Source organism: Streptococcus oralis (assembly GCF_023110055.1).
Taxonomy (GTDB): Bacteria; Bacillota; Bacilli; order Lactobacillales; family Streptococcaceae; genus Streptococcus; species Streptococcus oralis_BY.
This window is the reverse complement of record NZ_JALDVG010000001.1, coordinates 1,516,398-1,539,913: the sequence shown is the minus strand read 5'-3', so window position 1 is coordinate 1,539,913 and position 23,516 is coordinate 1,516,398. Positions and strand designations below refer to the sequence as shown.

21 protein-coding genes, 4 tRNA genes and 1 pseudogene are annotated in these 23,516 nt (G+C 35.7%); 8 read left to right on the top strand and 18 right to left on the bottom strand.

From position 1 onward, the window contains the following. Positions 1-4: 4 nt before the first annotated feature. The 17 genes and pseudogenes from M1G01_RS07320 to htrA form a co-directional block, all read right to left on the bottom strand. A tRNA-Glu gene (locus M1G01_RS07320) sits at positions 5-76 on the bottom strand. Positions 77-143: 67 nt separating this feature from the next. Then, a pseudogene (locus M1G01_RS07315) lies at positions 144-395 on the bottom strand (23S rRNA (uracil(1939)-C(5))-methyltransferase RlmD); the annotation flags it as partial. Positions 396-434: 39 nt separating this feature from the next. Next, on the bottom strand, positions 435-2,393 hold the full coding sequence (gene ftsH / locus M1G01_RS07310) for an ATP-dependent zinc metalloprotease FtsH (RefSeq protein WP_000744587.1): 1,959 nt from the start codon (positions 2,391-2,393) through the stop codon (positions 435-437). A 15-nt stretch (positions 2,394-2,408) separates the two neighbouring features. Continuing rightward, positions 2,409-2,951: a hypoxanthine phosphoribosyltransferase gene (gene hpt, locus M1G01_RS07305; protein WP_000889404.1), complete on the bottom strand. Its 543-nt coding sequence runs from the start codon at positions 2,949-2,951 to the stop codon at positions 2,409-2,411. 4 nt (positions 2,952-2,955) lie between these two features. Further along, on the bottom strand, positions 2,956-4,233 hold the full coding sequence (tilS, locus tag M1G01_RS07300) for a tRNA lysidine(34) synthetase TilS (protein ID WP_247931496.1): 1,278 nt from the start codon (positions 4,231-4,233) through the stop codon (positions 2,956-2,958). Beyond that, a complete protein-coding gene (locus M1G01_RS07295) occupies positions 4,230-5,498 on the bottom strand; it encodes a serine hydrolase (RefSeq protein WP_247931495.1) in 1,269 nt (422 codons plus the stop codon). Before M1G01_RS07295 ends, tilS begins: the two co-directional genes overlap by 4 nt. Continuing rightward, positions 5,491-5,613: an SP_0009 family protein gene (locus M1G01_RS09645; RefSeq protein ID WP_000429344.1), complete on the bottom strand. Its 123-nt coding sequence runs from the start codon at positions 5,611-5,613 to the stop codon at positions 5,491-5,493. Before M1G01_RS09645 ends, M1G01_RS07295 begins: the two co-directional genes overlap by 8 nt. A 4-nt stretch (positions 5,614-5,617) precedes the next feature. Continuing rightward, entirely contained in the window at positions 5,618-5,986 is a 369-nt protein-coding gene (locus M1G01_RS07290) for a septum formation initiator family protein (RefSeq protein WP_000041922.1), read from the bottom strand. Beyond that, positions 5,979-6,245 carry an RNA-binding S4 domain-containing protein gene (locus M1G01_RS07285; RefSeq protein ID WP_001234975.1) on the bottom strand — a complete coding sequence of 89 codons (267 nt, stop codon included), beginning with the start codon at positions 6,243-6,245 and terminating at the stop codon, positions 5,979-5,981. Before M1G01_RS07285 ends, M1G01_RS07290 begins: the two co-directional genes overlap by 8 nt. 57 nt (positions 6,246-6,302) lie before the next feature. Further along, positions 6,303-9,806 (bottom strand): transcription-repair coupling factor, encoded by a 3,504-nt coding sequence (gene mfd, locus M1G01_RS07280; protein WP_247931494.1) that lies wholly within the window; start codon positions 9,804-9,806, stop codon positions 6,303-6,305. Then, positions 9,807-10,376, bottom strand: a complete 570-nt coding sequence (gene pth, locus M1G01_RS07275; protein ID WP_223324864.1) for an aminoacyl-tRNA hydrolase — start codon at positions 10,374-10,376, stop codon at positions 9,807-9,809. Positions 10,377-10,449: 73 nt separating this feature from the next. After that, the gene (gene ychF / locus M1G01_RS07270; RefSeq protein ID WP_084944228.1) at positions 10,450-11,565 is read right to left on the bottom strand and encodes a redox-regulated ATPase YchF; all 1,116 of its coding nucleotides are present in this window, start codon (positions 11,563-11,565) and stop codon (positions 10,450-10,452) included. A gap of 84 nt (positions 11,566-11,649) precedes the next feature. Then, complete coding sequence (locus tag M1G01_RS07265; RefSeq protein WP_000285192.1) at positions 11,650-11,844, bottom strand: DUF951 domain-containing protein; 195 nt, start codon at positions 11,842-11,844, stop codon at positions 11,650-11,652. A gap of 64 nt (positions 11,845-11,908) precedes the next feature. Further along, positions 11,909-13,045: a DNA polymerase III subunit beta gene (gene dnaN, locus M1G01_RS07260; RefSeq protein WP_049478004.1), complete on the bottom strand. Its 1,137-nt coding sequence runs from the start codon at positions 13,043-13,045 to the stop codon at positions 11,909-11,911. A 158-nt stretch (positions 13,046-13,203) separates the two neighbouring features. Next, entirely contained in the window at positions 13,204-14,565 is a 1,362-nt protein-coding gene (gene dnaA / locus M1G01_RS07255; protein ID WP_000660623.1) for a chromosomal replication initiator protein DnaA, read from the bottom strand. A 216-nt stretch (positions 14,566-14,781) separates the two neighbouring features. Next, positions 14,782-15,540 (bottom strand): ParB/RepB/Spo0J family partition protein, encoded by a 759-nt coding sequence (locus tag M1G01_RS07250; protein ID WP_247931493.1) that lies wholly within the window; start codon positions 15,538-15,540, stop codon positions 14,782-14,784. Between the two features lie 57 nt (positions 15,541-15,597). Continuing rightward, positions 15,598-16,794 (bottom strand): serine protease HtrA, encoded by a 1,197-nt coding sequence (gene htrA, locus M1G01_RS07245; RefSeq protein ID WP_247931492.1) that lies wholly within the window; start codon positions 16,792-16,794, stop codon positions 15,598-15,600. Positions 16,795-16,980: 186 nt separating this feature from the next. Between htrA and rlmH the strand changes: the two genes are divergently transcribed. The 7 genes from rlmH to M1G01_RS07210 all read left to right on the top strand — a co-directional run bounded on the left by rlmH (position 16,981) and on the right by M1G01_RS07210 (position 20,158). Beyond that, positions 16,981-17,460, top strand: a complete 480-nt coding sequence (gene rlmH, locus M1G01_RS07240; protein WP_000694219.1) for a 23S rRNA (pseudouridine(1915)-N(3))-methyltransferase RlmH — start codon at positions 16,981-16,983, stop codon at positions 17,458-17,460. Between the two features lie 43 nt (positions 17,461-17,503). Then, a tRNA-Arg gene (locus tag M1G01_RS07235) sits at positions 17,504-17,577 on the top strand. 164 nt (positions 17,578-17,741) lie between these two features. Next, positions 17,742-17,867, top strand: a complete 126-nt coding sequence (comC, locus tag M1G01_RS07230; protein WP_000799678.1) for a competence-stimulating peptide ComC — start codon at positions 17,742-17,744, stop codon at positions 17,865-17,867. A 20-nt stretch (positions 17,868-17,887) separates the two neighbouring features. After that, positions 17,888-19,207 carry a GHKL domain-containing protein gene (comD, locus tag M1G01_RS07225; RefSeq protein ID WP_247931491.1) on the top strand — a complete coding sequence of 440 codons (1,320 nt, stop codon included), beginning with the start codon at positions 17,888-17,890 and terminating at the stop codon, positions 19,205-19,207. Next, the gene (gene comE / locus M1G01_RS07220; RefSeq protein ID WP_000866079.1) at positions 19,204-19,956 is read left to right on the top strand and encodes a competence system response regulator transcription factor ComE; all 753 of its coding nucleotides are present in this window, start codon (positions 19,204-19,206) and stop codon (positions 19,954-19,956) included. Before comD ends, comE begins: the two co-directional genes overlap by 4 nt. Positions 19,957-20,007: 51 nt before the next feature. Then, positions 20,008-20,079, top strand: a tRNA-Glu gene (locus tag M1G01_RS07215). Positions 20,080-20,084: 5 nt separating this feature from the next. Further along, a tRNA-Asn gene (locus tag M1G01_RS07210) sits at positions 20,085-20,158 on the top strand. A gap of 32 nt (positions 20,159-20,190) precedes the next feature. Here M1G01_RS07210 and M1G01_RS07205 read toward each other — a convergent pair. After that, the gene (locus M1G01_RS07205; RefSeq protein ID WP_247931490.1) at positions 20,191-20,733 is read right to left on the bottom strand and encodes a TetR/AcrR family transcriptional regulator; all 543 of its coding nucleotides are present in this window, start codon (positions 20,731-20,733) and stop codon (positions 20,191-20,193) included. A 128-nt stretch (positions 20,734-20,861) separates the two neighbouring features. Here M1G01_RS07205 and M1G01_RS07200 point away from each other — a divergent pair, with 128 nt between their 5' ends. Next, on the top strand, positions 20,862-23,516 hold the full coding sequence (locus M1G01_RS07200) for a YhgE/Pip domain-containing protein (protein ID WP_247931489.1): 2,655 nt from the start codon (positions 20,862-20,864) through the stop codon (positions 23,514-23,516).

The window sequence follows — 23,516 nt, the reverse complement described above, 5'->3', positions numbered from 1 at the left end:
ACCATAGTCCGTACGGGATTCGAACCCGTGTTACCGCCGTGAAAAGGCGGTGTCTTAACCCCTTGACCAACGGACCTTGAGCTTTTCAACTCTTTCTATTATACCTACTTTTTTACCTTTGTCAAGGACTTTTTTTAGTGAATTTAATTTTTTCTTTTCTTCACTAACTTGACTACTGCTTCTGTTCGTGCAGTGTGGGGAAACATATCGACCGACTGGATATACTGGAGGTCATAGACTTTTACTAGTTTAACCAAATCTCGCGCCAAGGTCGAAACATTGCAGGATACATAGACCATTTTTTCTGGGACATAGGTCAGAATGGTTTCCAACAGCTTATCATCTAAGCCTGTACGAGGAGGGTCAACTATCAATGCATCCGCTCGGTAGCCATCACATTAGAACATAAAAAGAGAGGTTGAACCTCTCTAAATTTATTTTTCTTCACTCATTTTTGATTTTACTTCATCATAAGATAGTGCATGAGATTCCTCTTCTACTGTCTCAGGCATTTTACCTGTTTCGTAAAGAGATTTAATTTGAGTACTATCCAATGTTTCGTATTTCAACAATGCTTCTGCAATCAGTTTGTGGGTTTCACGATTTGATTGGATAATTTCAGCAGCTTTGTTTCGTGCCTCATTTAATAATGAACGAACTTCCTCATCTATCTCATAGGCTGTTTGCTCTGAAATTGATTTTTGAGGACTTTGTGCACCAAACATAGCATGATTACCTTCGTATTGAACTGGGCCAAGTTTTTCACTCATACCGTATTCAGTGACCATTGCACGCGCCATCTGTGTGGCTTGTTCAAAGTCATTTGAAGCTCCTGTCGTTTGGACATTAAAGATAATCTCTTCAGCTACACGACCACCCATCAAACCTGCCAATTGCTCTTTCATGTCTTCTTTAGATAGAAGCATTTGATCCTCTTTAGGAAGTGCAATCATGTAACCACCTGCACGTCCACGTGGTACAATGGTAACTTTATGAACAACACGGGCATTTGACAGTACTAAACCAACAATGGTATGTCCAGCCTCGTGATAAGCAACTAATTCACGTTCTCTTTGTGATACTGTTTTATCTTTCTTAGATGGTCCAGCAATCACTCTGTCCTCTGCCTCATCAATATCTGAAGCATCAATGATTGATTTGTTGCGACGAGCAGCAACTAAGGCTGCTTCGTTTAGAACATTTTCTAAGTCGGCTCCCACAAAACCTGGTGTTTGTTGGGCAACTAGTTTCAAATCAACATCGTCTGCCAGAGGTTTATTTTTAGCGTGAACTTTCAAGATTGCTTCACGACCTTTAACATCAGGGCGACCAACTAAGACTTTTCTATCAAAACGTCCTGGACGGAGAAGAGCTGGATCTAGAACATCTGAACGGTTCGTCGCAGCGATAACAATGATCCCTTCATTTCCCTCAAAACCATCCATCTCAATCAAGAGTTGGTTCAAGGTTTGTTCACGTTCATCATTTCCTCCACCAAGGCCGACACCACGTTGGCGACCAACAGCATCAATTTCATCGATAAAGATGATGGCCGGCGCTGCTTTTTTTGCATCCTCAAAAAGAGAACGAACGCGACTTGCACCAACTCCGACAAACATTTCTACAAAATCAGAACCTGAAATACTAAAGAATGGAACGCCTGCTTCTCCGGCAACCGCCTTAGCAAGTAAGGTCTTACCTGTTCCCGGAGGTCCCTCTAAAAGAACACCTGCAGGAATACGCGCACCAAGTTTGGTAAATCGTTTTGGATCTTTTAGGAATTCAACAACTTCTACTAATTCTTGTTTTTCTTCCTCGGCACCAGCAACATCTGAGAATCGTACCTTGATATCTTCTTTGTTTGCAGCTTTGGCCTTGCTACGTCCAAAACTCATTGGATTTCGGCCACTATTCCCTCCCATATTTCCCATCATAGAGAATAGGAAGAAGAAAAGAATAGCAAATGGCACAACAGAGACAAGGATATTGATCCACATACCGCTTGAACTCTCATGTTTGACTGTTACTTCTGCCTGATGTTCAGAAGCAAGTTTTTGCAATTCTGAAACTGTTGAATCAGACGGAAGAATAGTACTTGAGAATCTTTCTACTGTTGTAGCTGTAGGAGTGAAAAATTGAATTCCTGTTTCTTCTTTACTAGTCTTAGGATTTTTATAAACACCAGACACTTCAATGATGCTACCATTTGGCTGATAGGTTAATTCTTTTACATTGTCTGCAGTAATTTCTTTTACCAGTTCTGTATAGTTAATTTTTTCGCTTCGTCCAGCAGTATTTCCAGAGTAAAAATACTGGAATCCTGTCACTAGGAAGAAGATAATTAACAAGTATAGAAATGGATTTCTAACTAAACCATTATTTTGTTTTTTCATTAAAGATAAATCTTTCTAATTTGAATAAACTTCTTCTTTCAATACTCCGACATAAGGAAGGTTACGATAATTTTCTTTATAGTCCAAACCATAACCTACTACAAACTCATTTGGAATAGTAAAACAAGTATAATCCGCTTCAATTTCAACAACACGTCCCTCTGGTTTGTCCAATAAAGTCGCGATTTTAACAGAAGCTGCTTCTCTTGCAATAAACATATCTCTCAAACTCTTCAAAGTTTGACCTGTATCAATGATATCCTCTACAAATAAAACATGTCTTCCTTTGATATCTTGAGTCACGTCTTGCTTGATATTGATGACACCACTACTTGCTGTTCCACCATGGTAACTAGATACCATCATGAAGTCCATCTCGATATGCGTATCAATATGTTTGACCAATTCAGCCATAAAAGGAATTGATCCTTTCAGAATTCCAATAAGAATTGGATTTTTCCCCTCATATTCTTTTGTTAGTTGCGCACCTAGCTTTTTAGCTGCTTCTGTAATTTCATCATGTGAAACGAGGATTTTTTTTATATCGTGTTCTAACATCTTTTTACCCATCTATTTTTTCTATATAAAGTACAGTGTTCATTATATCATTTTTCGTGTTTTTACTCAAATCACTGGTCGCAATTCCTGAAATTGAGACAATTTCTCCAAATTGCTCAATAATAGGGGTTGTTTTTCGTTTTTCAATAGGGATTTTCAAATCTATAAATAAGCGTCTCAGTTTCTTTCGATGACCATTTAGGATAATAACGTCGCCAGGTTTTCGACATCTAATATGTACAGATGTTTCCCGTGAAACCGTTACTTTTTGAACAAAATCCCCTTCAATAGGAATGCCAAAGGAAAATAAATAGCCCATATATCGAACTTGATTTTGATAGTGTAACACAAGTTCATCTTCCTTTTCATCAGCCTGTGGACTGATTTTGCAAACTCGAAAATTCTGATACTCTTTTATCAATTCATAGCCATTTTTAAGAGAATGACGATACTGGCTTTTAGTTGCTAAAATCTGTCGAACTTCATCAAACTGAGCCTTCGTCAGATTTAAGTCTGGGAATTGATTAAGATAGTTCTGGAGCAATATTCCTTGAGTTTGTTGAGAGTATGAAAATAGCTCATTCAAATCTTCCACATCAATTTGTTTCGAAAGCTCCGTTATTGTTGCTTGGTAATCTGAAATTTCCCTTCCTAAATCTAAAAGGGCGGATTTAAGACGAGGATTTTCTTTTTCAAGCTCTGGTATATACCTATTCCGAATGCGATTGCGAAAATAGGTATTTTCCTGATTTGTTTGATCTTCGAAATGAAAAATTGGTGGAAAATTCTTTTTATGAAATTGCAACAAGGGACGGATGATTTCAATATCATCAACTACTTGACTTTCTTTTATCCCTGTTAAATGGCGTAACCGACTTCCTCGAATCAAGCGCATCAAAATCGTTTCAACTTGATCATCTGCATGGTGGGCAGTTACCAAGGCAGTTGCTCCAACCTCTTTCATGATTTTCCTAAAAAAATCATAACGAAACTCTCGAGCACGTGCTTCTGAAAAGTCTCCTGAAAAGCTTGTGATATAAATAGGAAGTTCAGCTGCATCAGCTAACTTCCTTAGTTCATTTTCCTCCCAATCAGATTCCCTTCTCTGCTTGTGATTGACATGTGCTACAATCAACTCAATTTCTAACTCATTTTGATAAGTAGACAATAGCTGGAATAAAAACATTGAATCCAGTCCGCCAGACAAAGCTAACACGACTTTCGAATGTTTTTTGAAATACTCTTTTTGGAGAAAATGATTTAAAAAATCCTGGTCCCTCATTTTAGAACCTCATAGACATCCTTAGCTATCTTAGCAATAGTATCATAATCAGAATTTTTGGTGAAAATGGAAAGAACGAAAGGAGAATCCGTATAAACAATGGCAGTGTCATGTTTAAACTCGTCGGCATCTCCAATTTTATGAGCTACCTTAACCGAAACACCTTTTGCGATTCGTTGGTTGTCAAAATCAGTCTTACCTAGAGACTCTAAGACAAAACCATTCTGATTATAAATAGCTTCCATGACTTTTCCAGCCATTTTTGAAGAAGTCAGTTTATCATTCACATCCCAATCTTCGCCCATAATGGTGGACATTTTTTCTTTGAAAGCTCCGTCAGATTGATTGGTCACGTAATAACCTAAAATATTATGAGCAACATTGTCAGACTCTTTTGTTACCTTGGTAATTAACTGTTGAAGACTGTATTCTTTGTTATCTTCTTTTTTAGGTAAGCTACCACTACCTTCTGGTTTATAGGACCCAGGGAAACTATTTACTTCCGGGACATACTTGAAGCTACTGTCTAGCGTATATTCCCCTTGATTTATCTTATCTTGAGCGTAATAAAGGTAGGCTAGTTTCAAGATGCTAGCTGCATAGAGTTTGCTGTCTTCATTCACCCCAGCCTCTTTACCTGTACTCAGTTGTTTAACATAAATAGAATAATTTTCATTCTGATAGTTGTTTGATAAAATTTCTTGAACCTTCTGGATGCGATTGTCTTCTTCTGAGACGAACTCTTTTGATACCCACCCAACTTGATCAATATGAAGAAATTCTTGTCCCTCAGCAAAGAGAGTTCTATCCACCGTTACAAGTTGATAGGGAGAGAGAGATGAAGAAATTTCTTTCGCATCATAGGGGCTGTTATAGATAACAAACCCCGGCTCCAACCATACTTGTCTATTTTGAGTTTGAACTTGACTTTGATCATAGACCAAGCGCTTATCTGCAAGGATAAACTGGTGATTATCTAATTTAAAAACAGGAACACCTTGTCTATTCAAACGCCATTCTACTATTTTAAAGGTGGTTCCAGGAGTCAATTTACCAGACTCCTTGACAATATCCTCATTAGCATAGACAGCTGTTTCTCCATATACCATTGGGGATTCCAGAGTTTCTTTATAGTAGAATCCATAATCAGACTCGGTTAGATAATAAATTTCTTGTGAAGAGTAAGGAAGCTGTTTTTCTGTGCTAACTACTCTTGAGGTTATGATAAAAGCAGGTAGCAATAAAACTACTAAGAACTTACGCATTCTTCTCTTCCCTTTCTTCTTGTAATCGTAATAAATGGTTTTTAGTTGCCAATTCCTCTAATTTTTCATCTGATAAACTTAGAAATTGCTCAACAACTTCCAATAAATTTTCCATGACATTACCTCGGAAGCAAATCAGGAATTGTGTAAATTGCTTCTCGTTTCTTTGAGTAATAGTACTTGGCGCGTGCATATTTTGCTACATAGTCTTCATCTTTCAACTTTGCAGCAAAAGCAGATTCCTTATCCTTTTCGTCACTAAGAGTTTGGTACTGCTCTTTCAACTCTGTCAATTGCTGACGGCGTTGCAGTAACTGATCATAGCTTTGAGCCAAGTTATAAGTTGGTAAAATAAACAACAAGATCATCAAAATAAGGACCCAACCCATAAAACGATTCCTCTTTTGTCTCTCCTTCATCAGGTAACGACGACGTTGATGTTCATTTTGAATAAAAGAATTATTCATCTGTACAATATTTTTAGACATTTTCTTCTACCCGTGTTTCACTGAGAATTTCATACATGCCTGCTGCATCTTCTTTTTTTGTACTATCTTTCATCTCTAGTACTTTAACAAGCAACAACTTATTTCCAAAGCGAATTTCAACTTGGTCATCAACTTTCAAATCCGTTGAACTTTTGGCCAAGATTCCGTTCACCTTGATTCTACCTTTATCTGCTACTTCTTTTGCGACTGTGCGGCGCTTAATAATTCGTGATACTTTTAAATACTTGTCTAATCTCATTTTTATTACCTCAAATTATTATTGTACCATTTTTATCCTTTTTATAGAAGAAAAATGTTAAATGGGATTTGCTTCCTTTGATTCTTTTATCTCTAATAAACTTTCTCCAAAAATCAGCAAACCTTCTAAAATTTCATAATCCTTCTTGTTTCGGACATCGAATACAACTTCCATTAATCCCTTATTCTCAGCTATGGCTGCTTTTAAGTTCGTTGCGGATAAGGCTTTAAAATAATCTTGAGCCAAGAATAGTCGTTGAGTGACTTTTTCAAATTGAACTGTAATCTTGTTATCTTTTCTTTCCACACGTTCTACAAAGACCTTGTCCAAATATGACTTGACCAAACCAATCTCTAAAAGATAGGCCACTACGTCTGGGTATTCTCCAAAGCGGTCCATCAATTCTTCTTGTAGTTCTTCATAGTTGACACGATTGTCAATTTGACGAATTTTCTTGTAAATTTCAATCTTATGTCGTTGGTCAGAAATATAAGTATCAGGAAGATAAGCATCAATTTGTAAAATCAACTCAGCATTTCCTTTGATTCTTTTATTCCCATTACCGTTCCGTTTAGCAATAGCTTCCTCTAATAACTGTGAATACAATTCAAAACCAACAGAATCAATGAAACCAGACTGCGATTTTCCTAGGAGATTTCCTGCTCCACGAATTGAAAGATCTCGCATCGCAATCTTAAATCCTGAGCCTAATTCTGTAAATCCCTTAATCGCTTCTAATCTCTTTTCAGAGACTTCACTGATTGATTTTTCTGGACGATACATGAGATAGGCATAAGCAATACGATTGCTACGACCGACTCTTCCTCTTAATTGATACAAGGTTGACAAGCCCATATGGTCTGCATTTTCAATAAATAAGGTATTGGCGTTTGGAATGTCAACGCCTGTTTCAATAATGGTAGTTGTCACCAAAATATCATATTGGCCTTCAATAAAATCCAATAGAGTGTTTTCTAACTGAATTTCACTCATTTGTCCATGAACATACCCAATCGAAGCCTCTGGAATCAACTCCTGTAATTCTGAAACCTTCTGGTCAATCGTGTCAACTTTGTTGTAAAGATAGTAAACTTGACCTCCACGCTCCATTTCACGCAAGACAGCATCACGAATGACACTATCATTCTTCTCTAATACATAGGTTTGAACAGGATAGCGATTGGTTGGAGGAGTTTCAATAACAGACAAATCTCGGATTCCCAGCATAGACATGTGGAGAGTACGAGGGATTGGCGTTGCTGTCAAGGTTAGAACATCTACTTGTTTTTTCAGTTCTTTCAAAGTTTCCTTATGCTTGACACCAAATCGTTGTTCCTCATCAATAATCATCAATCCCAAATCTGAAAACACAACATCTTTTGACAAAACACGATGCGTTCCAATCAAAATATCGACTTGACCATTCTTTAGTTTTTCAAGTGTTTCTGCCTGCTCTTTTTTACTTCTAAAGCGACTAAACACATCAATATTAACAGCAAAATTTTGGAATCGTTCCTTAAAATTCGTATAGTGCTGTTGCGCTAAAACCGTCGTTGGAACTAGAACGACCACCTGTTTGTGATCATTGACTGCCTTAAAAGCAGCACGCATTGCAACCTCAGTCTTCCCAAAACCAACATCTCCAACCAAAAGTCGATCCATGGGGTGAGAATCCTGCATATCTCTCTTGATTTCCTCAATACTGCGAAGTTGATCATCCGTTTCAACATAAGGGAAAGCATCATCAAAAGCATGTTGTTCATCATCATCAGCTGAGAAAGCAAACCCCTTCAACTGACTACGCTCAGAATAAAGCTTGATTAAATCGTCAGCTATATCCTCTACTTGGTTCTTAACTTTTTGCTTGGCCTTTTTGAAATGACCATCATTTAATTTATTAAGTTTTGGCGCTTTCCCATCACTTGAAACATATTTGGACAGTAACTGAATCTGCTCTACTGGGATGGAGATTTGGTCACCATTTTGATACTGTACACTGACATAATCACGGTGAATACCTTGGATTTCAATTGTTTCGATTCCTAGATATTGACCAATTCCATGGATATGGTGAACAACGTAGTCCCCTTTTTCAAGTTCATTATAATCTTTTAATCGCTCTGCATTTGAAGCATGTTGTCTTCTAAACCGACGTTTTAATTTCTTTTGAAAAATCTCATGTTCAGTAATCAAGAGAATTTTTTCATCTACAAAATGAAAACCATGTCTTAGATTACCCTCAATCAAGTTTACAGATTCTTTACAGATACTTGACTTATCTTTGGAATCCAATTTGATCTGGTATTCCTCTAAAACATCTTCCAATGTTTTACTGCCCATTGAATTGCTAGACTGCAAAACAATGGTGTAGTCCATTTTTTTGTATCGCTCAATTTCTTCTTTAAGAAAAGAAAACTGATTGAAAAACTCTTGCATGGGGTATTGATTAAATTGATAAATGTGATCAAACTTAAGATTTCCTAAGCCCTTTTGCAGATTGGAGAAAAAGGTAACTGGACTTTGTTTTTTATAGGTTTGCTCTGTATCTGCAAAATACTGCATCCCAGAAAATGATTTACCATTCTGTAAATCTTCTGTAAAGTATTGTGCTAATTCTCTTTCAAAGGATTCATACTGATTCATCAATTTTTGATAGTCATCAAAGAATACTGGTGTATCTTTTTCAATATAATCAAATACAGTCCATGTTTTATCGTAACATAAGGACAAAAACTTTCGACTATCTGAATGTACTTGTTTTTGATGAAAACTTGACAAAATCTCTTCCAAATATGATTTTAAAATTGATGATAGAGTCTTTGAAATTTGCTTTTCTAAAGCTGACTGTCCTCGTTGATAATCTTTTTCTCTCAAAAGTATGTCGCTAGCTGGAAAGATAGTGAGGTTTGTCTGATTTTCTTTCGATAATTGTGTTTCGACTTCAAAAGTACGAATACCATCTACTTCATCGCCAAAAAACTCGATTCGGAAAGGTTCTAACTGAGACATCTCAAAAATATCTAAAATGTCTCCTCGAATACTAAACTCACCTTGTGTCTGTACTTGAGTAACTTTTCGATATCCAATTTCCTTTAACCGGTGAAGTAGCTCGTGTTGGTCATATTCTTCGCCAACTGCAATTTTTATAGTACTTTCTTTAAATCTAGTCGGAGAGGGTAAAATTAACCGACTCGCTGCGATATTACAAACTAAAATCCCTTTCTTAGACGGATCACTCAAAAAACGCAAGGCCTCAACCCGCGAAATGATTTTTTCTTGCGAAGACATCAAAAACTCTACCATAGGAGAGTCATCAACCAAAAATGGATAGACAAGTTCCTCTCCTAAGAGAGAAAGAAGATCACTGATAATTCGTTCTGCTTCTCCATAAGTTGAAGTCAGTAACACAATCTTATTTTCTTTTTCTAGACTGCTTGCAATTGCAAGAGCCTTGGTAGAAGTTGATAAACCAAGTATTAGTTGTCTTTTCTTATCTATCAGATTTTGATGCCATTTTTTTATCTGGTCATTTTCTGAGAATAAATCTAATAAAGTCACCATTTAGCCGTTATACCTCTGCATTGTTTTCTCAAAGTTTTTCTCTTGTAAATAGTAGTTTACAGCATCGTCAACCTTGTCAATAGACTGTAAAATACCCACACAGTCATCCTGATCAAACTTACTTAAAACATGATGAACAACTGACATGCCTTTTTTAGGTCTTCCAATACCTATTTTAACACGGTTAAATACCTGAGTCCCTATATGTTGAATAATAGACTTGATACCATTATGACCACCTGCTGATCCCTTTGCTCTTAAACGAATTTTCCCGACTTCCATGTCAAGGTCGTCGTAAATAACGAGTAAATCTTCAATATCCAAACCATAGTAAGTCAATAAAGCATGAACCGCTTTTCCACTTTCATTCATAAATGTTGTTGGTTTGACGAGATAAATTTTTTCTCCATTGATGAAAAAAGAGGCTAGGTCAGCTTGAAATATCTTGTCATGTGTAAAGGTGACATTTTGTTTTTTAGCTAGTTGGTCAATCAACATAAATCCAACGTTGTGCTTGGTTTCAAAATATTTATCCCCTGGATTTCCCAATCCTACAAGTAATTTGGTCATTTATTTTTCCTTTCAAAAGCCAAAAGGGTTGGAATTTTTTTCCAACCTAATTGACACTATTTATTAAATATTATTAAACGTTAAAGCGGAATTCCATGATATCGCCATCTTGAACGATATATTCTTTTCCTTCTTCACGCAAGCGCCCAGCTTCTTTTACAGCCTTTTCAGATCCATATTTCACTAGATCCTCATATGACATTGTTACTGCACGAATAAACCCTTTTTCAAAGTCTGAGTGGATAATACCAGCTGCTTGAGGAGCTTTCATCCCTCGCTTAAAGGTCCAAGCACGGACTTCTTTTTCACCAGCTGTGAAGTAAGTTCCAAGCCCAAGCAAGTGATAGGCTGCACGAGTCAACTTGTCAACGCCTGATTCTGTCAAGCCAAGTGCTTCAAGAAACTCTTGCTTATCCTCATCGTCTAACTCAGAAATTTCTTCCTCAGCACGCGCGGAAATAACGACTACTTCAGCATTTTCTGTCGCTGCAAATTCACGAATTTTCTTCACATATTCGATAGAATCTGGATCTGAAACTACATCCTCATCCACATTAGCAACATAAAGAACTGGTTTAGTGGTCAAAAGGAAGAGACCTTTGACAACCTTTTGTTCTTCATCTGTAAATTCAATAGTACGTGCTGATTTTCCATCTTCAAGGACAGGTTTGATTTTTTGAAGAACGTTGAATTCTGCAACTGATTCTTTATCTTTTTGCGTACGTGCCATCTTTTCTACACGCGCGTAGCGTTTATTAACTGATTCTAAGTCAGCAAGAATCAACTCCAAGTTAATGGTATCAATATCTGCAAGTGGATCCACAAAGGCGTCTTCACGTCCTTGCTCACGCATAACATTTTCATCATCAAATGCACGCACAACATGAACAATCGCATCTACTTCACGGATGTTAGCCAAGAATTTATTTCCTAGCCCTTCTCCTTTTGATGCTCCTTTTACAATCCCTGCAATATCTGTAAATTCAAATGTTGTGGGAACTGTCTTTTTAGGAGTAATCATTTCCGTTAGTTTTTGTAGGCGTTCATCTGGAACTTCTACCATCCCAACATTTGGATCGATAGTCGCAAATGGGTAGTTTGCCGCCTCTGCTCCTGCTTTTGTAATTGCATTAAAAAGGGTTGATTTACCAACGTTTGGCAAACCAACGATACCTGCTGTTAAAGCCATATTTTCTCATTCTCCGTTCTCATTTCAATCCCTAACATTATAACACAAAAAGGGAAAACTTGCTAACTCTCTAACTAAGGGTTCTTAGTCAATAATCTTATTCATTTTTCGTTCAAAATCATAGCGACTCATCATAACAAGGTGGTTACAATTGCTACACTTTATTTTGATATCTGCCCCAACACGTGTAATTTCCCATCGATTGGCTTTTTTACCAGTTGATTTAATGGTACAAGCATGTGGTTTTTTCATCTCAACAAAATTTCCAACTTGATACATACTACTCTCCTTTTCTTTTTTGATTATATCATAAAAGAGGCGAGCCAGGCTCAACCTCTTTCACTTAATTTGTTCGAACTGGTGTAATAAGCTGCATGAAGTCTTCGTCAGTATCTGCTGGCACAAGAGTAAATGGACGAACTGATGAGATAAAGCTAATAGTAACCTTTTCGCTATTTAAAGCCTTGAGGGAATCAATCAAGTAAGTTGGGTTAAAACTAATAGTTAAATCATCCCCGGTCACCTGCTCCGTATCAATTTCTTCGTTTACTTTACCAACCTCTGGAGAGTGAACATGGGCGCTAACAACTCCACCTTTAATTTCAAGCTTCACAGTACCGTTTTGAGTCGCACTTGATAAGAGACGTGCACGCTCCATAGATTGACGCAAATTAACCACATCAAAAGTAATTGTAGTGTTAAAGTCTGTTGGAATCAAGCGATCTGTATCAGGATAATTACCTTCTAGGAGACGAGTGTAGAAGCTAATATTTTCGCTTCTAAAGAGGATTTGATTATTTGCAAAGAAAATCTCTACAGTTTCAATATCATCTGTAAATACCGCTGAAAATTCGCGTAGAGAGCGGCTAGGAATCACCACATCGAAATCATCACCATTTTTTTCAAGAGTCAATTTCTTCTGGCTAAGACGGTGTGAGTCTGTCGCAACTGTTTTTAGTTCTTTGTGTTGGCTCAATACGAAGTGGACACCTGTTAAGATTGGACGACTTTCTTGTGTACTTGCAGCAAAAGCTGTTTCATTGATAATTTTCTTGAGTAGTTTGGTTTCAAGAACCAAAGGAGTACTTGCTGAAATTTCTTGAATACGAGGATATTGTTCGCTATCTTTTCCTTTTAGAGTAATTTCTGATTTACCACTTGTTAAGACAATTTGTTTTTGTTCAATCTCTTTGAAATCTAGCGTTACATCTGGAAGACTGGATACCACATTGATAAAGAAAGAGGCTTCAAGAAGAATCGAACCCAAAGAAGTTATCAAGAGACCAGCATCTTCATTCTTTTGAGAAATGAAATTCTCAATAGAAATTTGCCCATTTGATCCAATTAAAGTAATTCCTTCATTGGTAACGTCAATTTTGATTGTTGATAAAATTGGAATAGCATTTTTTGAGCTAATTGCTCGTTTTGTAGTATTTAAGGCTTGTAGAAATAAATTTTTATTGATTGAAAAATGAATCATGGATTCTCCTTTATTTATTTTTAGTATTAGAAAGTTAATAGTAATAATAGAGTCTGTGAATTCTGTGGAAAACTGAGTGCTATTTAGTAAACTTAAGCTTCTAAGCTTGTTTAAAAAATGTGGATAAAAAAGATAAGAAAGGAAAAGTTATCCACAAGCTACTTAATTTTCTTTTTGATTGCTTCGATTTCTAAGCGTAAATTATCGTCTTCGTCAATCAAGGATTTGATTTTAGCATGGGCATGAATAACGGTGGTGTGATCTTTTCCTCCGAATTCTTTTCCGATTTTTGGAAGACTGTTATCTGTCAGTTCTCTAGCTAGGTACATAGCAACCTGACGTGCCAAAACGATGTTCTGAACTCGTCTCGTCCCCTTCATTTCTTTGACACTCACTCCATAAAAATTACCAACTTCAGTTTGGATTTTCTCAATTGGAATAACAAGTATCTGGCGGGCGTCTTGCTTACGTGCTCTAATAGCTTCCGCAGCAATATCAATAGTAATATCCTTAATCTTCTTCACTCTGGCAATTAAAGTGATATCGTTGATTGCTCCTTCCAATTCTCGAACATTTGAATCAAATTGGCCAGCCAAGTATTCTAGAGTATCACTTTGGAAATGGTAATCCAAGTGCTCTGTTTTACTTTGAAGAATGGCGATACGTGTCTCAAAGTCAGGAGGAGTGATATTTTGCGTCAATCCCCAGCTAAAGCGTGTGACAAGTCTCTCTTCAAGTCCTTCTAGGTGTTTAGGACTTCGATCACTGGTTAGGACAATCTGTTTCTGCTTATCATGAAGAGCATTGAAGGTATTGAAAAATTCTTCCTGGGTCGCGACTTTTTTGCCACTGAGAGATTGGATATCATCAATCAATAAGAGATCAAGGCTACGGTAAGTCTTTTTGAACTTTTCCATTTCCCCAAGTCGCAAGTGTTCAAGAAAGTCATTGATAAAGCTTTCGGCAGGAATGTACTTGACACGCGCATCAGGAATATTTTTCAAAATCTCATTTCCAATCGCATTGAGCAAGTGAGTCTTTCCAAGACCAGGTCCTCCATAGATGAAAAGAGGATTATAGGTCAGAGCTAAATCTTCAGATACAGCTAGTGCAGCAGATACCGCCCAAACATTCCCATCACCTTGAATAAAGTTATCAAAGGTATATTTTTCTTTTAATCCTGTTTCAGAATAGGGAATCGTTGGTAGTGCAGGTGTGTAATCGTAAGTAGAGATACTATTCGTATCATTTACTTGAGGGGATTCTGTACTCTGAGGTTTAGTGAAAATATAGTGAGGTTTGATTTCAGAATCATAAATTTCAAAACCAGCAGCAATGATAATATCTTTTAATTGCTTTTCCCACACCATTTCCATCTCTGATCTCGGTAGAAATATAGTAGCTGTATTTTCTTCTACTTTGATGAGTTCAGCAGGTGTAGCATAGAAATCATACATAGATCGAGTCAATCTTTCTTGAGCAAATTCTAAAATACGATTCCAAAATTGCTTTTCTTTCAACTAATTTTCCTCCTTTACTATGATTTTAGTAGTTTAGTGCTAGACTTATTTTACCATAGATAATAGGATTTTTCCACAGATTGGGGAAAAGAATCCACAATGTTAGTAGTATTTATCCACAGGTTGGGGATAAATGGAAAAATCCTTGATTTAATAGGCTTTTTGATAAAAAAATTGGTGGATAAATTTGTGGGTTGAGAAAATAAAAGAACAGCCTTATTTCAGGCTGTTAATAATTCTATCGTATTCTTCTTGACTTGAAAAGGAGATAATAATCTTTCCAGTATCTTTTTTTGAAAGTTTAATTTCTACACTTAAACCGAGTAGTTTTTTTAATTTATCTTCTTCGTCTTTGATGAAAGAATCACTTTTTTTTTGCTTCTTTCGTTTTTTCTCTGTAAGAAGTGCTTCTAGCTTTCTCACAGAAATATCTTCATTTTTGATTAGTTGAAAGAAATAGTCTTGCTGCTCTTTGTCCAAACCAACTAGTGAACGTGCATGCGCTTGAGAAATTTTTCCATTTTCTACTTCAGCTAAGATATATTCTGGTAGGGAAAGTAAACGAATAAAATTAGTGATATAAGGACGAGATTTCCCCATTTTATCCGCTATCTCAGTGTGAGTAAATCCTTTTTCTACTAAAGATTCGTAGGCGCGTGCTTCTTCAACAGGATTTAAATTTTCTCTCTGCAAATTCTCAATGATAGACTGGATCATCATTTCCTGATCTGAGAGGTGCTTTACAACGGCTGGAATAGAGGTCAGACCAGCTAAGAGAGAAGCCCGATATCGTCTCTCTCCTGCAAGGATTTCATAACCAATTACAGGAGATTGACGAACGATGATTGGTTGGATGAGCCCATTTTCTTTGATTGACTGAGCTAATTCCTTTATTTTATCTGCATCAAATTCTTTCCGAGGTTGGTAAGGATTCTTTTGTATTTCAGAGATAGAAATCATTTCAAATTTTTCCATGATTCTACACTAACATATCTTTTACTTTCTGTAAAGTTTTCTTTACACTGATGTCAATTAAGACTCTAAATCACCAGAATTCTTATCTAGTTTAATTGAGGTTGTTTCCTCCTTACCGTTACGGTAGTAGGTTACTTTGATAGTATCTCCAATAGCATGATTGTAAAGAGCGTGTTGTAGGTCTGTTGATGAAGCAATCTCTTTATCGTCAACTTTGGTAATGACATCGTATTTTTGAAGATGTCCATTTGCTGGCATATTGTTTTGAACAGATCGAACAACTACACCTGAAGTGAGGCCACTTGGAATGTTAAGTTTTCTAAGATCACTAGCTCCAACATTTGACAGATTGACCATTTGAATTCCAAGAGCTGGACGAGTCACTTTACCATCACTTTCAAGCTGTTTAATGATATTTTGTGCATCGTTTGAAGGAATTGCAAAACCAAGACCTTCTACAGATGTTCCACCATTACTTGCAATTTTACTTGATGTAATACCAATTACTTGTCCTTGAATGTTTACAAGTGGACCACCAGAGTTACCAGGGTTAATGGCTGTATCTGTTTGAATGGCTTTTGTTGAAATAGCTTGACCATCTTCAGATTTTAGAGAAACATTTCGATTAAGACTTGAAATAATCCCCTGTGTAACTGTGTTAGCATATTCTGAACCTAGAGGACTACCGATAGCAATCGCTGTTTCTCCAACACTAAGTTGACTTGAATCCCCAAATTCTGCTACTGTTGTAACTTTTTCTGAAGAAATTTTAACGACAGCAATATCAGAGAAGGTATCAGATCCGACAATTTCACCAGGAACCTTGGTACCATCAGCCAAGCGGATATCAACTTTTGAAGCTCCATTGATAACGTGAGTATTGGTTACAAGATAGGCATCTTTATCATCCTTTTTATAGATGACACCTGATCCCTCACTTGCGATTTGTTGATTGTCTGAATCAGAATTAGTGTCGTCAGCATTAAATACACTACTTTGTCTACTGCTAGAAGAAGAATAAGTAATGATTGAGACAACAGCATCCTTAACTTTATTTACTGCTTGAGTGGTTGAATTTTCATTCTTATAGGATGTTTGAGTGACAGTGCCAGAATTATTATTTGTAGCTTGATTTCCTTGTTTTTGATAAAGTTGTAATGTTACGAAACTTCCTAAGGCACCACTTAAAAATCCGATTAGAATGATTACTAGAACTTTAACTCCTTTTTTGTAAAATTTTTGTAAGTGTTTCATAAACGCCTCCGTTTGTTATTTATTTACTCAAAATTATAAACCTATTAACTTAATCCAAGCTTAAAAGCTTAAAGTTTTACACAAGTTGTGGATAACTCGTTTTATTCTGTGAATTCACTAGTAATTTTGAATAATTTTTGTGTGTATAAGATGTGAAATGAAGTGTGGATATGATAGAATAGAAGAATGAAAATAAAAATTGTAACAGTGGGAAAATTAAAAGAAAAATACCTTAAAGATGGAATTGCTGAATATACCAAACGAATTTCACGTTTTGCCAAATTAGAAATGATTGAGCTCACTGATGAGAAGACACCTGACAAAGCCAGTGAATTAGAAAACCAAAAAATCTTGGAAACAGAAGGTGAAAGAATTCTTTCTAAGGTTGGAGAAAGAGACTTTGTCGTTGTACTAGCCATTGAAGGAAAAACACTCTCTTCAGAGGAATTTAGTAAGCAACTAGAGCAAGCTTCTATCAAAGGATACTCAACGCTTACTTTTATCATTGGAGGAAGCTTGGGTCTAGCTCCTGTTGTAAAAAATAGGGCCAATCTTTCTGTCAGTTTTGGACGTCTGACATTACCACATCAGTTAATGAGATTGGTTTTAGTTGAACAAATTTACCGTGCCTTTACAATTCAACAGGGTTCTCCTTACCACAAATAGAAGATTGACTTAGCTCTTGTTTTTTGATAGAATGGTCATGTTAGGTCTCATAGCTCAGCTGGATAGAGCATTCGCCTTCTAAGCGAACGGTCGCAGGTTCGAATCCTGCTGGGATCAATTTTAGATGCGAAGCTGGGGTAAATCCCAGCTTTTTTCTTAAAAAAGTGCGTTTCAGGTGCAAAAATGTACAGTTGGGAAGAATTTTTTCTTACATGGTCTTCATTTTGTATAATAGGTGTGTAAGTTAACTTACAAGAAAAAATAATACAGGAGATTTCATTATGAAAAATACAGTAAAGTTGGAACAATTTAAAGAAGTAACAGAGGCAGAATTGCAGGAGATTCGAGGTGGAGATTGGAGAATTTCAGAAACAATTCGTAATCTTATTTTTCCAAGAAGAAAGTAATGAAATAAAGGTAGAGAGTAATGGATTTATTTGGATTAGGGATAGCTATTTTTTATTTTCTCATCATTAGCAAAAGTTATGAATGGATTTGTAAAATAAATAGAAAAGAACAAATTGTTTTTTTCTGTTACACATGTATCTCAGTTTTTATACTTGAAGAAATTATTACACTAGTATATTCTAATAGTTTTGCTTTGTCTAAATTTTTATTTCCTTTGGTTGTGTACCTTTATTTAAGAAAGTTAAAGAAGTCTGAAAAATACAAAGCTATTTTTATCAGTTTACTATTGTCTTTATTATATCACAGTACCCATACTTTTATATCCGTAACTTTATCTTCTATAACAGGAGATGAAGTAGTATTACATTATAAAAGTACATTTCTTTTAGTAGTATTGTTGATGACTTATTTTTCTATTCTAATAATAATTCGTTATTTTCATCTGGATATTAAATATTTTGATAAAGATTATCTGTACCCTTTTTTAAAAAAAGTAATAGTTGCTTTTTTTGGTTTGCATATCTTATTGTTTATTTCAGATATAGTAAGTACAACTCATCATTTAAATAGCTTTGGAAGTATTTTATCAACCATTGTTTTTATTTGCTTGTTATTGATTTTCTTTGCAATGAATTCTCACAAGGTTCAAATTGAAAAAGAGATTGCTCTAAAACAAAAGAAATTTGAACAAAAACATTTACAGACTTATACTGACGAAATTGTGGAGTTGTATAATGAAATTCGAGGTTTTCGTCATGACTATGCAGGGATGCTTGTTAGCATGCAAATGGCGATTGACAGTGGAGATTTACAAGAAATTAACAGGGTTTACAATGAAGTTTTAGTAAAAGCAAATCAGAAATTGAGGTCAGAAAAATATACTTACTTTGATTTAAATAATATAGAAGATTCTGCTTTACGAAGTTTAATTGCTCAATCGATTGTCTATGCACGAAAAAATGATGTAGAGTTTACATTGGAAGTAAAGGATATCATTACTAGACTGTCAATAGATTTACTTGATCTTGTTCGTATCATGAGCATTTTATTAAACAATGCCGTTGAAGGTGCTGCAGATAGTTACTTGAAACAAATGGAAGTTGCAGTCATTAAAATGGATTTTGAAACAGTTATAGTTATCCAGAATTCATGCAAAATCACTATGACGCCTTCAGAGGATCTATTTGCCTTAGGTTTCTCTACCAAGGGAAGAAATAGAGGTCTAGGACTCAATAATGTCAAAGAGATTTTAGATAAGTATGACAACATTATCTTAGAAACTGAGATGGAAGACAACACATTTAGACAAATTATTAGATTTAAGAGGGAATTCGAATGAAAGTATTAATTTTAGAAGATGTTATTGAACATCAAGTGAGACTAGAGAGAATATTAAATGAAATCTCAGAAGAATCGAATATTCCTATTTCATATAAGACAACAGGAAAAGTTCGTGAGTTTAAGGAATATATCGAAAATGATGAAGTAAACCAGCTTTATTTCCTAGATATTGATATTCATGGAATCGAGAAAAAAGGCTTTGAAGTGGCTCAATTTATCCGTCATCACAATCCTTATGCTATTATTGTCTTTATTACTAGTCGATCTGAATTTGCTACCTTAACGTACAAATACCAGGTATCAGCCCTAGATTTTGTTGATAAAGATATCAATGATGAATTGTTCAAAAAACGCATCGAGCAGAGTATTTTTTACACTAAGAGCATGCTGCTTGAAAACGAAGATGTTGTAGACTATTTTGATTACAACTATAAAGGAAATGATTTGAAAATTCCTTACCATGACATTTTGTATATCGAAACCACAGGAGTTTCTCATAAACTTCGGATTATTGGTAAGAATTTTGCAAAAGAATTCTATGGAACTATGACAGATATTCAGGAAAAGGACAAACATACCCAGCGATTTTATTGCTCCCATAAATCTTTCCTTGTCAATGTGGGAAATGTGAGAGAAATTGATCGAAAGAATTTAGAAGTTGTCTTTTATGAAGATCATCGTTGTCCGATTACTCGTTTAAAAGTCCGCAAACTAAAAGATATTCTAGAGAAAAAATCTAAAAAGTGATTGACAATTAGTAAGAAATTGATATAATGGTTATATCTGCTACAGATAGATGGTCCGTTGGTCAAGGGGTTAAGACACCGCCTTTTCACGGCGGTAACACGGGTTCGAATCCCGTACGGACTATTTTATCCGCCATAGCTCAGTTGGTAGTAGCGCATGACTGTTAATCATGATGTCGTAGGTTCGAGTCCTACTGGCGGAGTTAGATAAAAAGAACACCATTGGTGTTCTTTTTTAGTTGACATCACCTAACATTTTCATAAGGAAGTCTGTCATTTCTTGCGGACTTTCTTTTTTTCCGTGAGCAATCCAAGTCTGGCAAACACCAAATAGGGCATTTGTTAGATAAATACTACTGTATTCTAATTCAATTGGAGTGAGTTGTAGTTTCATAAAGCGTTTCTGAAGGTCGGTGCTAAGCATAATGTGAAGCTTATTTCTCAAGAAATTTTGGATTTCTTTTGTCCCGTTTTCAGACAAGAGTGCAGCCAATAGTGGTTCAGACTCTAAATATTCAAATACTTCTAAAATAGCATCTCTTTTATGATGAGCATGTTTTTGGAAAATATACTCAAAGGTATGAAATAGCTTATTTTGGTAGAGTTCAATCATATCATATTTATCCTTATAGTGAGTGTAAAAGCTGGAACGACTAATTCCGGCTTTTTCTGCTAACTTGACAGTAGAAATTTGATCAAAGGGCTGGTCCATCAATAATTGAACCATGGCATTTTCGATAATTCGTTTTGTTTTTAAACGTTTGTTACTTTCTTTCATAATTCCTCCTTGTAAACAAAAATAGACTATGTGTCTAAAAAAATATTTTTTACCTTGTAATTTAGATTTTTTGATGTATAATCTATTATATCAAAATTTTAGACAATATGTTTAAAAAAGGAGGAAGCATGTTTAAAGAATGGAAAGCAATATTTAAAAAACCGACCTTTATCATTGTAATGATAGGGATTTCTCTCATTCCAGCTTTATACAACATTATATTTTTATCGTCCATGTGGGATCCATATGGTCAAGTATCGGAGTTACCTGTGGCAGTTGTCAATAAAGATAAGGAAGCTTCTTATAATGGACAGACAATGAGAATAGGTGAAGACATGGTGTCTAATTTAAAAGAAAATAAGGCTTTAGATTTTCACTTTGTTAATGAAGAGGAAGGGGAAAAAGGGCTAGAAGATGGTGACTACTACATGGTAGTGACTTTACCAAGTGACTTATCTGAAAAAGCTACTTCTATCCTAACGAATCATCCTGAACAGATGCAGATTGATTATCAGACGTCAAGTGGGCATAGCTTTATTGCAAGTAAGATGAGTGATTCTGCAATGACACAATTAAAACAAACTGTCTCTACTAATGTTACGGAAACATACACTAAGGCTTTATTTCAAAAAATGAATGATTTGAAATCTGGAATAAATAAGGCAGCTGAAGGAAGTGAACAATTGGCTAATGGAGCCGATCAGTTGGTGACGGGAAGTCAAACGTTGACGACAAATCTTAATACTCTAGCTAATTCAAGTGTAACTTTTTCAAATGGAGCGGATCAATTTACAAAAGGCTTATCTAGCTATGTGTCTGCTATAGAGCAATTACATATTGGTTTAGGAACTTTTAATAGTGGTTTACAAAGTTATACAAATGCTGTCTCACAAGTTGACACTGGACTTGGTCAATTAGCTTCAAAAACTCCTGAGTTGGTGACAGGTGTAAATCAGCTAAATACAGGTATAAAGTCTTATACAGGTGGCGTTTCACAACTGGATACAGGTCTCAATCAATTTTCAGTTGGTGTAAATGCTTATACAAATAGTGTGAAAGAACTTTCTAACGGAACAAGTCAATTATCCAATCAATCAGATACACTAAGAGATGGAATGGAGCAATTAAATACTGGTATTAAAGAAATTTCAAGCCAATTAGAGTCCTCATCTCAACAAAGTGAAGAAATAGCGCAATTGGCAACAAGCTTAGGAGAACTAAATAAAACACTACAAGCTCTTACAATATCAGATAACACTCAACTGAAAAGTACATTGTCAGAAGCTTTGCCAAATCTAACAACTCTTGCTCAGGATATTGTGACCAAAAGTCAGACAGAACAAGAGAAAACTCTTGCAAATCTTCAATCAACAGCTACTTATCAATCTCTTACAGAGGAACAAAAGAAAGAACTGACAGAAGCTATTTCTAAAAATTCTAATTCTACTATTGAGTCAGCAAAAACAATTTTAACAACAGTAGGGGGATTAAAAGAAAGTATAGAGAATTCAGAACAACAAGTAACTAATCTATCTGATGTACAGACGAAAGCAAATCAACTCTTACCTGTAGCATCTAGCTCCTTGACAACCTTGTCAAATGGATTTACAACATTACAAACTTCTGTAAATAATCAGTTAGTTCCTGGAAGTCAGTCAATCGAAAAAGGAGTTGTAAACTACACTAAAGGATTGGATACTATTTCTATAGGTGCTAATCAACTAAGTGAAAAGAATGCAAATTTAACAACTAGTCTAGATCAATTAGTTTCTGGATCAAGTAAGTTGACAGAAAACACATCAACCTTGACAGCTGGAGTAGATGCGTTAGCTGGAAAAACTCCAGAATTAGTATCAGGTATAGAAAGTTTGTCATCTGGTTCTGCTCAATTGAATAATAAGAGCCCAGAGCTGATAGCAGGTCTTACTAAATTACAATTTGGCTCTGGTCAATTAACAGACAAATCAACACAGTTACTTTCTGCAGCATCCCAACTAGGAAGTGGCGCTATGAAGATAGCAGATGGTGCTGGAAAACTATCTGCTGGTGGAACAACCTTAACCTCTAGTCTTGAAGATTTACAGACAGGAGTTGATTCATTAGGACAAGGATTAGGCAATGCTAATAATCAACTTAAATCAGCTTCGACAGAATCTAAAAATGCAGAAACATTATCTGAACCTCTAGTTCTCTCAAAAACAGACAATGACCAAGTCCCTGTAAATGGGATTGCTATGGCTCCTTATATGATATCAGTTGCTCTTTTTGTTGCTGCTATATCTACCAATATGATTTTTGCTAAGTTGCCTTCTGGACGTCATCCAGAGAGTCGTTGGGCTTGGTTGAAGTCTCGCTCTGAAATAAATGGGATTATAGCTGTCTTAGCAGGTGTTTTAGTTTATGGAGGTGTCCATCTTATTGGATTGACTGCGAACCATGAGATGAGGACCTTGATTCTAATTATAATCACAAGTTTAGCTTTCATGTCTATGGTGACAGCTTTAACAACTTGGAATAGCCGTATAGGAGCTTTCTTCTCTCTTATTTTACTTTTATTACAGTTAGCATCAAGTGCAGGGACCTATCCACTTGCTTTGACAAATGATTTCTTCAAAGGTGTCAATCCTTGGTTACCAATGAGTTACTCTGTATCAGGTTTACGACAAACAATCTCTATGACAGGAAATATTCATCATCAAGTGATTTTCCTTATTATAACTCTAGCTTTCTTTACTGCTTTAGGTATGCTAGCTTATCAACCTAAGAAAATGGAAGAAGATTAA

Coding starts and splice junctions, on each gene's coding strand:
- ftsH (WP_000744587.1), bottom strand. CDS start 2,393: ATGAAAAAACAAAATAATGGTTTAGTTAGAAATCCATTTCTATACTTG.
- hpt (WP_000889404.1), bottom strand. CDS start 2,951: ATGTTAGAACACGATATAAAAAAAATCCTCGTTTCACATGATGAAATT.
- tilS (WP_247931496.1), bottom strand. CDS start 4,233: ATGAGGGACCAGGATTTTTTAAATCATTTTCTCCAAAAAGAGTATTTC.
- M1G01_RS07295 (WP_247931495.1), bottom strand. CDS start 5,498: ATGCGTAAGTTCTTAGTAGTTTTATTGCTACCTGCTTTTATCATAACC.
- M1G01_RS09645 (WP_000429344.1), bottom strand. CDS start 5,613: ATGGAAAATTTATTGGAAGTTGTTGAGCAATTTCTAAGTTTATCAGAT.
- M1G01_RS07290 (WP_000041922.1), bottom strand. CDS start 5,986: ATGTCTAAAAATATTGTACAGATGAATAATTCTTTTATTCAAAATGAA.
- M1G01_RS07285 (WP_001234975.1), bottom strand. CDS start 6,245: ATGAGATTAGACAAGTATTTAAAAGTATCACGAATTATTAAGCGCCGC.
- mfd (WP_247931494.1), bottom strand. CDS start 9,806: ATGGTGACTTTATTAGATTTATTCTCAGAAAATGACCAGATAAAAAAA.
- pth (WP_223324864.1), bottom strand. CDS start 10,376: ATGACCAAATTACTTGTAGGATTGGGAAATCCAGGGGATAAATATTTT.
- ychF (WP_084944228.1), bottom strand. CDS start 11,565: ATGGCTTTAACAGCAGGTATCGTTGGTTTGCCAAACGTTGGTAAATCA.
- M1G01_RS07265 (WP_000285192.1), bottom strand. CDS start 11,844: ATGTATCAAGTTGGAAATTTTGTTGAGATGAAAAAACCACATGCTTGT.
- dnaN (WP_049478004.1), bottom strand. CDS start 13,045: ATGATTCATTTTTCAATCAATAAAAATTTATTTCTACAAGCCTTAAAT.
- M1G01_RS07250 (WP_247931493.1), bottom strand. CDS start 15,540: ATGGAAAAATTTGAAATGATTTCTATCTCTGAAATACAAAAGAATCCT.
- htrA (WP_247931492.1), bottom strand. CDS start 16,794: ATGAAACACTTACAAAAATTTTACAAAAAAGGAGTTAAAGTTCTAGTA.
- rlmH (WP_000694219.1), top strand. CDS start 16,981: ATGAAAATAAAAATTGTAACAGTGGGAAAATTAAAAGAAAAATACCTT.
- comC (WP_000799678.1), top strand. CDS start 17,742: ATGAAAAATACAGTAAAGTTGGAACAATTTAAAGAAGTAACAGAGGCA.
- comD (WP_247931491.1), top strand. CDS start 17,888: ATGGATTTATTTGGATTAGGGATAGCTATTTTTTATTTTCTCATCATT.
- comE (WP_000866079.1), top strand. CDS start 19,204: ATGAAAGTATTAATTTTAGAAGATGTTATTGAACATCAAGTGAGACTA.
- M1G01_RS07205 (WP_247931490.1), bottom strand. CDS start 20,733: ATGAAAGAAAGTAACAAACGTTTAAAAACAAAACGAATTATCGAAAAT.
- M1G01_RS07200 (WP_247931489.1), top strand. CDS start 20,862: ATGTTTAAAGAATGGAAAGCAATATTTAAAAAACCGACCTTTATCATT.